This is a genomic window from Pseudooceanicola lipolyticus, assembly GCF_002786325.1.
Taxonomy (GTDB): domain Bacteria; phylum Pseudomonadota; class Alphaproteobacteria; order Rhodobacterales; family Rhodobacteraceae; genus Pseudooceanicola_C; species Pseudooceanicola_C lipolyticus.
The window spans coordinates 1-7,270 of the sequence record NZ_PGTB01000175.1 but is presented as its reverse complement, the minus strand read 5'-3'; the positions used below and the strand labels follow the sequence as shown (position 1 = coordinate 7,270).

5 protein-coding genes are annotated in these 7,270 nt (G+C 67.1%); all 5 read left to right on the top strand.

Annotated elements, in window-relative coordinates; genetic code table 11:
• A partial coding sequence (gene tagH, locus CVM52_RS22035) for a type VI secretion system-associated FHA domain protein TagH (RefSeq protein WP_100164534.1) occupies window positions 1-635 on the top strand: 635 nt, incomplete at its 5' end.
• A gap of 22 nt (window positions 636-657) precedes the next feature.
• Window positions 658-1,998: a type VI secretion system baseplate subunit TssK gene (tssK, locus tag CVM52_RS22030; RefSeq protein ID WP_100164533.1), complete on the top strand. Its 1,341-nt coding sequence runs from the start codon at window positions 658-660 to the stop codon at window positions 1,996-1,998.
• 16 nt (window positions 1,999-2,014) lie between these two features.
• Window positions 2,015-3,424: a type IVB secretion system protein IcmH/DotU gene (icmH, locus tag CVM52_RS22025; RefSeq protein WP_100164532.1), complete on the top strand. Its 1,410-nt coding sequence runs from the start codon at window positions 2,015-2,017 to the stop codon at window positions 3,422-3,424.
• Window positions 3,421-6,990, top strand: a complete 3,570-nt coding sequence (gene tssM, locus CVM52_RS22020) for a type VI secretion system membrane subunit TssM (RefSeq protein ID WP_100164531.1) — start codon at window positions 3,421-3,423, stop codon at window positions 6,988-6,990. The genes icmH and tssM overlap by 4 nt, the downstream gene beginning before the upstream one ends.
• On the top strand, window positions 6,972-7,270 hold a 299-nt coding region (tagF, locus tag CVM52_RS22015; RefSeq protein ID WP_240621037.1), incomplete at its 3' end, for a type VI secretion system-associated protein TagF. The genes tssM and tagF, both read left to right, overlap by 19 nt.

Below are 7,270 nucleotides of genomic sequence, written 5' to 3'. Positions count from 1 at the left end.
CCCCGCCCGCACCCGCACCCGCACCCTCACCGGCCGAAGCGTCGGCGCGCGACCGCGATCTGGCGACGGCGTTCCTGAAGGGCGCGGGCGCCGCGGAGGTGCAGATCGACGAGGCCGACCTGCCCAACACGATGGCGCGGATGGGGCGGGTGATGCGCACGCTGGTCACCGGCCTGCGCGAGATCCTGATGACCCGCACCTCGATCAAAAGCGAGTTCCGCATCGAACAGACGATGATCAGTGCCGGCGGGAACAACCCGCTGAAATTCTCGATCAGCCCGGACCAGGCGATCGAAGCGATGATCCGGCCGACGACCAAGGGCTATCTGAGCCCGGAAAGCGCCGCGGAACAGGCGTTGCAGGACATCAAGGCGCATGAGGTCGCCATGGTGGCGGGCATGGAGGCGGCGCTGAAAGGCGTGCTGAAAAAGCTCGACCCAAAGGAACTGGAAGGAAAGATTGAGACCAGCAGCGCCTTCGGCAGCCTGCTCAAGGGCAAGAAGGCGCGGTACTGGGATGTTTATGAAAAGATTTATGCGGAGATTTCCGACCAGGCCGAGAATGACTTTCACGACCTGTTCAGCCGGGAATTTGCGCGGGCCTACAAGGAACAGCTGGACAGGCTGAAATCCTGACGGCCGGAGAAAGGAGAATTACGTGTCCTGGGACAGCAAGGTGCTTTGGACCGAGGGGCTGTTTCTGCAGCCCCACCATTTCCAGCAGGCCGACCGGTATACCGAGGCGCTGGTCACCGGCCTGGCGCGCCGCATCCGGCCCTATGGCTGGGGCGTCAGCGGGCTGGAGATCGATGATGAAGTGCTGAAGATCGGCCAGTTCGCGCTGAAATCCGTGGCCGGGCTGACCCAGGACGGCACCGTGTTCCGGGTGCCGACGACCGACGATCACCCGCCCGCGCTGGAAGTGCCAAGCACGATCAAGGATTGTGTGGTTTACCTGACGGTGCCGCAGCGCCGCCAGGGGGCGGCCGAGGTGGACATGACCGGGGCCGAAATGTCGGCCAGCCGGTTCCGCCCCGCCGAGATCGAAGTCACCGACACGATGGGCCAGCAGAAGAAACCCGTGGTGCTGGGCGTCGGCAAGATGCGGCTGCAATTTGCGCTGGCCGTGGACGATCTGTCCGACAAGCTGGCGATCCCGATTGCGCGCATCATCGAGGTGCGCCCGGACAAGGAGATCATCCTGGACAGCGCCTTCGTGCCGTCCTGCCTGGATGTGCGGGCGGCGCGGCCGCTGGACGGCTTCCTGCGCGAGCTGGAGGGTCTGCTGTCGCACCGGATGCAGGCGCTGTCGGGGCGCCTGTCCGAGGCGGGTGGCGCGCGCGGCGCGGCCGAGGTGCAGGATTTCATGCTGCTGGCGGTGGTCAACCGGACGCTGCCGCTGATCCGCCACCTGGCCCGGATCGAGAACCTGCACCCCGAGGAACTGTTCCGTGTCAGCGTCGCGCTGGCCGGGGAACTGTCGGTGTTCATGTCCGCCGACAAGCAGGCGCCGCAATTCCCGCCCTACCAGCATGACGACCTGACCGGCAGTTTCGCCCCGGTGATCCGGGTGCTGCGGCAATATCTGAGCTCGGTGCTGGAGCAGACGGCGATTCCCATCGCGCTGGAGGCGCGCAAATACGGCATCAGCGTCGGCGTCATCGCCGACCGCAAGCTGTTGGGCAATGCTGGTTTCGTGCTGGCGGTGGATGCCGATATCCCGGCCGAGGATGTGCGCCGCCATTTTGCCGGGCAGGCCAAGATCGGCCCGGTCGAGGAAATCCGGCAGCTGGTCAATTCGGCTTTGCCGGGGATCACCCTGCGGCCGCTGCCGGTGGCGCCGCGCCAGATCCCCTATCATGCCGGGGTGGTCTATTTCGAACTGGACGCCGACAGCCCCTATTGGGGCAAGATGACCACATCGGGCGGCATCGCCGTGCATGTGTCGGGCCAGTATCCGGGGCTGAAGATGGAGCTTTGGGCAATCCGGAACGGTTGAGCGATTGGAATGAGCCATGTCAGACAACGACCCGTTCGCAGAACCGGATGACACCGACAAGACGGTGATCAAGCCCAATCCGGGAGGCCGCCGCACACCGCAGGTGCCGGCCGCCGACCCGTCCGCATCCACCCCCGCGCCGGCGCAACCGCCCGAGGCGGCGCCGGTGGCGGCCTATGGCGTGCCCCAGGGGGCGCAGGCGCCGAGCCCGGCGGCGCCGAATGCCAAGATGGCGATGACCGGTATGAACCCGCTGACCGCCTGCGCCTCGACCCTGTTCTCGCTGATCTCGCGGATCCGCAACCGGGCCCAGCATATGGACCCCGACAAGCTGCGCCAGAGCGTGGTGAGCGAGCTGCGCGAGTTCGAAAACCGCGCGTTGCAGGCCGGCATTCCGGCACAGAGCGTCAAGGTCGCGCGCTATGCCATGTGCGCCACGCTGGATGACGTGGTGCTGAACACGCCCTGGGGCGGGCAATCGTCCTGGGGGCTGCAATCGATGGTCGGCACCTTCCATGGCGAGACCGTGGGCGGCGACCGGTTTTACGATCTGCTGGCGCGGCTGGAAAAGGAACCGGCGGCCAATATCGACCTGCTGGAATTCCTCTATATGTGCCTGTCGCTGGGATTCGAGGGGCGGCTGAGGGTCGAACAGGGCGGGATGGACAAGCATCTGCAGATCCGCAACGCGCTGGCCCGGATCATCCGGGCCCAGCGCGGCCCGCTGGAACATGACCTGTCGCCGAACTGGGAGGGGCTGAAGAAACCGTTCAAGGCGCTGTCGGCCTGGCGGCTGCTGTGGATCGCGGTGGCGGTGACCGGCGTGCTGCTGATGGCCGAGTTCGCCGGGCTGTCCTGGGCGCTGTTCCGGCAGACCGACCGGGTGATCGGCCAGCTGTCGATCATCGACAGCGGCCCGGTGGCGCAGCTGCTGCGCCGGGCGCCACCGCCGCCGCCACCACCGCCGGCGCCGACGGCGGAAGAGCAGCTGCGCAAGGTCGAGGGCGTGCTGCAGGCCGAGATCGACGACGGCATCGTCGAGGTGTTCGGCAAGGGCAATACGCTGATCATCCGGATTGCCGGGTCGGGCATGTTCGGCTCGGGCTCGGACACGTTGCAATCGAGCTTTGAACAGCCGATCGCGCGGGTGGCGCGGTCGCTGAACGACGAAAAGGGCCGGGTGATCATCGTCGGCCATTCCGACAATGTGCCGATCCGCTCGGCCCGGTTCCCGTCGAACATGGCGCTGTCGCTGGCGCGGGCGAAATCGGTGATGGCGGGGATCGCCAAGGCGTTTGACGACCCGGCGCGCCTGTCGGCCGAGGGCCGCGCCGACAAGGAGCCAATTGCCGATAACGCCACCCGCGAGGGACGGGCCCGCAACCGGCGGATCGAGGTGGTTCTGGTGCGGGAGGCCGATACATGATCCGCATGTTCTTCAGATGGTGCCGGTCGCCCTATTTCGTGCTGTTCTTCCTGGCGGCGGTTCTGTCGGTCTGCACTTGGTATTTCGCGCCGTTCATCGGCACGACCGAATGGCGCCCCTTCGGCAGCGTCACCAGCCGGGTGATCACCATTGCGGTGATCGCGGTGGTTTTCCTGTTGCTGATGGGCCTGGTCCTGTGGCTGCGCCGCCGCCGCGCGAAGAAGATGACCGAGGAGATCGCCGAAACGGTGGAAACCCCGCCCGAGGACGATTTCGTCGCGCAGGAAATCGGCGAGCTGCGCGGCAAGTTCAAACAGGCACTGGCCGAGCTGCGCAAGTCCAAGAACGGCCGGCGGCACCTGAACGAATTGCCCTGGTACGTGATGATCGGCCCGCCCGGCGCCGGCAAGACCACGGCGATTGTCAATTCCGGCCTGCAATTCCCGCTGGCCGACAAGCTGGGCAAGGCCGCCGTCGGCGGCATCGGCGGCACCCGCAACTGCGACTGGTGGTTCACCAACGAGGCGGTGCTGATCGACACGGCCGGGCGTTATACCACGCAGGAAAGCGATGCGGATGCCGACAATGCCGCCTGGCTGGGATTCCTCGGGCTGCTGAAGAAATACCGCAAGCGCCAGCCGATCAACGGCGCGATGATCGCGATTTCCCTGTCGGATCTGTCGCTGCAGGACGGGATGACGCAAAAGGCCCATGCCCAGGCCATCCGCCGCCGCCTGAACGAGCTGCGCGAGCAGCTTGGCGTGCGGTTCCCGGTCTACGTGCTGTTCACCAAGGCCGATCTGATCGCCGGGTTTTCCGAGTTCTTCGACGATCTGGGCAAGGAAGAGCGCGAAAAGGTCTGGGGCTTTACCCTGCCGCTGGAAACGGCGCGCAGTGACGCGCCGGCGGTGGCGCAGTTCGACGCGCAATTTGCCGAGCTGCTGGGCCAGCTGAACGCGCAGCTGCTGGAGAAACTTCAGCGCGAGACCGACCCGCAACGCCGGGCGCTGGTCGCCGGGTTCCCGGCACAGGTGGCCTCGGTGCGCGGCGTGGCGCGCGATTTCCTGACCGAGATTTTCCAGGACAACCGCTATGAACAGCGCCACATGCTGCGCGGGGTCTACCTGACCTCGGGCACGCAGGAGGGCACGCCGATCGACCGGCTGATGCTGGGCATGGCGCAGACCTTCGGCATCGGGCGGCAGGCCATCGGTTCGGGGCAGGGCAGCGGGCGCAGCTATTTCCTGACCCGGCTGCTGGAACGGGTGATCTTCAGCGAGGCCGGACTGGTATCGGCCGATGACAAGGTTGAGCGCCGCTATCGCTGGACCCAGCGTGCCGCCATCGCCGCAACCGTGCTGATCGCGCTGGGCATGGGCGCGCTGTGGGTGCGCAGCTATCTGGGCAACAGCGCGCTGGTGGCGCGGGCCGGCGAGGGCGCCACCGCCTATCAGCAGGCCGCCAGCGCGCTGCCGCCCTCGCCGGTGGGCGATACCGACCTGCTGCCGGTGGCCGATGCGCTGACCGCCCTGCGCGACCTGCCGGGCAACCCGGCGGCACCGGAGGCGCCCGGCCCGGAGCGGCATCTGCGCTATGGCCTTTACCAGGGCGAGGTGATCGGCAGCCAGGCGGAGCAGACCTATCGCGCCGCGCTGAACAAACGCTTTCTGCCGCGCCTGCTGTTGCGGCTGGAAGAGCATATGATCGCCAGCATCAACGCGCCCGAACCGCTGTACGAGACGCTGAAGATCTACCTGATGCTGGGCCTGCAGGGGCCGATGAATGCCGACCTGGTCAAGGAATGGTTCCAGGCCGATTGGGACATCGCCTATCCCGGCGTGGTGCGACAGGAGGTGCGCGCCGACCTGGCCACGCATCTGGACGCGCTGCTGGCGCAGCCGATGGATCAGATCGCGCTGAACGGGCCGCTGGTGGCGCAGGTGCAGGACATCCTGACCCAGCTGCCGCTGGCACAGCGGGTTTATACCGGCATCGTCAATGCCAGCGCGGCGACGCAGCTGCCGAAATGGCGGATCACCGAACAGGGCGGGCCGGCGGTGTCGCGGGTGCTGACCCGGTCTTCGGGCAAGCCGCTGAACGAGGGCATCGACGGCATTTATACCTATGACGGGTTTCACAACGTGTTCCTGCCCGAGGCGGTCAGCGTCGCCGAGCGGGTGCGCAACGAGGCCTGGGTGCTGGGTGAACGCGGCGAGGCGCTGCAAAGCGAAGGTGCGCTGCTGGCGCTCAGCCGCGATGTGCTGGGGCTGTATTACAACGATTTCATCGCCAGCTATGACGCGCTGCTGGCCGATATCGACATCGTGCCGATGGAGTCGCTGTCGCATGCGGCCGAAGTCACCAATGTGCTGTCCAGTTCGACCTCGCCGATCGTCAATATCCTGACCGGGATCGCCGAGGAAACCCGGCTGACCGAGGCCCGCGGCGCGGTGGATTCCGCCTCGCTGCAGGATGCCGGGCAGTCGATCATCGGGATCGAGGCGCGCAGCAGCCTGAATATCCAGGCGCAGATCCTGCTGGAGGCGCTGACCAGTTCGGTGGCCAGCGCGACCGGCGGGCCGCCGCGCCCGCCCGGATTCGAGGTGGAGGACCGATTTGCCTGGCTGCACCGGATGGTCGAGCGGCCCGAGGGCCAGCCCTCGCAGCTGGACGGCTTTACCGACGCGCTGCTGGGCGTCTACCAGGAGCTGAACAAGATGTCGATCAGCGGGGTGGCCAGCGCCGCCGAAAGCGGGCAGGCGCTGTTGCAGTTCCAGCAGGTGGCCGGCCGCATGGAGGGTCCGATCCAGCGCTGGATGGCGCAGATCGTCGCCGGGTCGTCGGGCATCACCTCGGACAATACCCGCGCCTCGATCAACGCGCGCTGGCAGGCCAATGTGCTGCCCTTCTGCGAACAGGCGCTGTCCAACCGCTATCCGTTCAACCGCCGGGCGCGGGCCGATGTGGCGATGGCCGATTTCACCCGGCTGTTCGGCCCCGGCGGGCTGATCGATAGCTTTTTCACCGAAACCCTGCTGCAACATGTCGACACCCGCACCCGGCCGTGGAGTTGGAAACAGGGCGGCGCGGTCGATCTCGGGATCAGCCAGGCGGTGCTGAACCAGATGCAGAACGCCGCCGAGATCCGCGACGCGTTCTTTGCGCTGGGCCCGCAGGCGGCGGTGCAGTTCCAGATCATGCCGCAGGCGCTGGACCCCAAGGCGCGGTCGGTGCTGCTGGAAATCGATGGGCAGCAGGTGGCCTTCGAACAGCGCAGCCAGCCGACCCCGGTGGCGATCACATGGCCCGGCAGCGTCGGGCTGGCGCGGATCTCGATGCAGCCGGATCGCAACAATGTCGAAAGCACGCTCAGCCAGGATGGCCCCTGGGCCTGGCTGCGGCTGCTGGATGCGGCGCAGATCCGGCGCACCGACGCTTCGGACCGGCGGCGGGTGATCTTCAATGTCGGCGGCCGCATCGCCATTTTCGATCTGCAATCCGGTTCGGTGCTGAACCCCTTCGCGCTGCCGGCGCTGGGCGAGTTCAGTTGCCCCAAGTCGATGTGATGGCGGCGGGGTTCGGCGCCTTCGGCAAGATGCCCTCGGCCGGGGATTTCCTCCGCTTCGGCCTGCTGCCCGGCTTTGTCACGCCCTGGGATGCCTGGCTGCAGGGCGCGATGGCGGCGGCGCAGGCGGCGCTGGGCGCGGCCTGGGACGGGCATTACATGTCGGCGCCGATCTGGCGGTTCACCCTGGCCGCCGGTCTGGCCGGACCGCAGAAGATGCTGGGCGTGCTGATGCCCTCGGTCGACCGGGTCGGGCGGCGGTTTCCGCTGACCCTGGCGGC